This window comes from Aminobacter sp. P4_H6_2 (assembly GCF_056400805.1).
This window is the reverse complement of the sequence record NZ_JBFUKO010000756.1, coordinates 1-2,361: the sequence shown is the minus strand read 5'-3', so window position 1 is coordinate 2,361 and position 2,361 is coordinate 1. Positions and strand designations below refer to the sequence as shown.

Annotated in this window: 2 protein-coding genes; one reads left to right on the top strand and one right to left on the bottom strand. The window is 59.0% G+C overall.

Going from position 1 to position 2,361, the window contains the following annotated elements; genetic code table 11:
* Positions 1–29: 29 nt before the first annotated feature.
* Positions 30–2,009, bottom strand: a complete 1,980-nt coding sequence (locus AC1DUU_RS29710; RefSeq protein ID WP_476786904.1) for a BTAD domain-containing putative transcriptional regulator — start codon at positions 2,007–2,009, stop codon at positions 30–32.
* 139 nt (positions 2,010–2,148) lie between these two features.
* Here AC1DUU_RS29710 and AC1DUU_RS29705 point away from each other — a divergent pair.
* Positions 2,149–2,361: EamA family transporter (locus AC1DUU_RS29705; RefSeq protein WP_476786903.1), on the top strand; the 213-nt coding region annotated here is incomplete at its 3' end.

Below are 2,361 nucleotides of genomic sequence, written 5' to 3'. Positions count from 1 at the left end.
CATCGTGATACTCGGCGCTGCACACCTGGTTAGGAACTGGGAAGGCCAGCCTGCGACAGCATTTCAAGGAACCTCGAGTGATGCAAATCCTTGACATAGCGCGGCACAAAGCCAGGACAGACATTGCCAAGGTTGAGATGCGGAAGCTGCGAAAGGCAGTGATGGATGGCCCGGGAGGCCTCTGCCTTGTTGCCCGTTGCAGATGCTGCCGCAGCCCAATATAGGGCACCCCGAACGAACCCTGGCTTAGTCCGAACCACCTTGCGGGCGACTTCAAGCGCCCGTTGATCGTCTTCGCCGGCGAACCGCGCCATTACCACGCTATGGTGTCGCCAGAAGTCGATAACGTCATGCGTTCCGAGGCGTATCGCTTCGTTGGCCTCGTGTAGCGCTTTATTGACCTGTCCGCTCAAGGCAAAAAGCATTGCAAGGTCGCCGTGACCACTGGGGTAGCTTGGGTTGACGCTGATGGCATGCCGACATTCGGTGATCGCATCTTCGATACGGCCAGAGCTCTCGAGCGCGAATGACAAAACGCACCGGGCAATTTCATCGTCCGGCACGGCCCTCACCGAGGCTTCCGCAAGTGCGAGCGCATACTCGATTTGCCCAGGCTCCCGAGGCAGTGCTCCAAAAGCTATCCCCATTGAAGTTATGATCGAGAGTGTCCGCTGCGCGCGCGCGTTGTCGTGACTTAGCGAAAGAGCTTTCTCGGCGAGCTCCAAGCCTACCAACAGCGAGTCCCGCGTCATCTCGAAATATTTCATGAGAGCTTCGTTCACCAGCCTGCGCACTTCAGGGGGGCCGGGTGGGCTCTTGTCGCGGACCTTCCAGTTCGTCAGCTGAAGTTCGAGGGTGACGGCAAGCACGACCGACTGTGCTATGTGGTCCTGGAACTGAAGTGCGCTCTCAGAGTGGCCATCAAACTTCTGGGCCCAGACGTTCTGACCGCTGGCGGCATCGACAAGCTGGACATTCACCCTCAGTTCGTCGCCAGATCGCTGAATGCTGCCGCTCATCACGTAGCGCGAGCGCAGCATTCCTGGCGCTTTGGCTTCATCGCCTGCGCCATTCTTCTCCAGGGCCGGCAACCTGGAGAGTACGACATAGTCGGCCACCTCGGACAAAGCCGTGGTGATGTCCTGGACGAGCCCTCTGGCAAAAAAGTCGTCGCCTCGCTTTCCCGTCAGGTTGACGATGTCGGCGACGCTGATCGACGGGCGCTCGACGCGCTGGCCGGTCGGAACACTGGGTGGCTGCGGATTGGACGCGTTACCGCCGGCCGACAGAGACTGCCATAGTGCTTGTGTCTCGGGGCTGACCGTGACGCCGAACTCCTTCTTCAGAACGTCCTTGCAAGCCTCAAATGTCCGCATGGCCCTGTGTCGTTGGCCGCACGCAACAAGCAGTTCTATCTTCAGCCGATAGGACGCCTCCCGCGTCGGTTCCATGGCCAGAAGCCGATCCGCAATGACGAGCCCAGTTTCCGTGTCGACCAGACGGGCAAGCTTCTCAAACGACTCAAGTGCGCGGCTCAGGAGCCGGTCGCGTTCCGCTGCGGCCCAATCATCGAAAGCATTGCTGCCCAGATAAAGTCCATCGAGGAACGGTCCGGTGTAATGGCTCAGTGCCGTTTCGAGTTCCAGCGAAGAGCGGGCCAAAAGCCCTGATTCAAATTCCTCTACGTCAACGCGAACTTTGTCCGGCCTGAGCCCGATTAAATCCTTCCGAAAATGGATGAGATCCACACCTGCTCGCGAGAAATCCCGGCGCAGAACGCTAAGCGTTTGTCGTAGGCTGTTTCGTGAGTGGTCGCTGTCGCTATCGCTCCATAGCAAGTCGGCCAGTCTTTCCCTCGTCGCCGTCATGCCAGGGCACCGGGCCAGATAGGCAATGATTGCGGGTCCCCGCTTTCCGGTCAGCCAGAGCGAGCCAACAGGCTCCCAATCAATTCGGAAGCCGCCGAAGAGCGAGATTTTGTTTGCAGTGGCGCTGTCTTCACCTGGCATTTGCCCAATAGCTTCCCACCAGCCCAAATCCTAACTCAAAACTAACGCCCCGCAAACCAACGGCCCGTGCATTCAAGCGCTGTCGTGACGGAGGATCAATTAGAAATCGCTAAAAGCCATCTGAGCAAGATGAGGGCCTGTGTCAAAGCTGCAAGCCAATCTGCTGCTTCTGCTTGCCGCCGCTTTGTGGGGCTTTGGCAACGTCGCGCAAAAGACCGTGCTTATCCATCTCGATGCTTTGAGTGCGGTCGGCTTGCGTTGCCTGATCGGCGGGCTGCTGGTGCTGCCCTTTGTCCTGACCGAACGGCGCGCGCCCGCCGGGCCGGGTCATTTTTCGAGCCTCGCCAAGGTG

Bases quoted from the DNA above. Each gene is read 5' to 3' on its own strand.
- AC1DUU_RS29710 (WP_476786904.1), bottom strand. From the start codon at position 2,009: ATGCCAGGTGAAGACAGCGCCACTGCAAACAAAATCTCGCTCTTCGGC.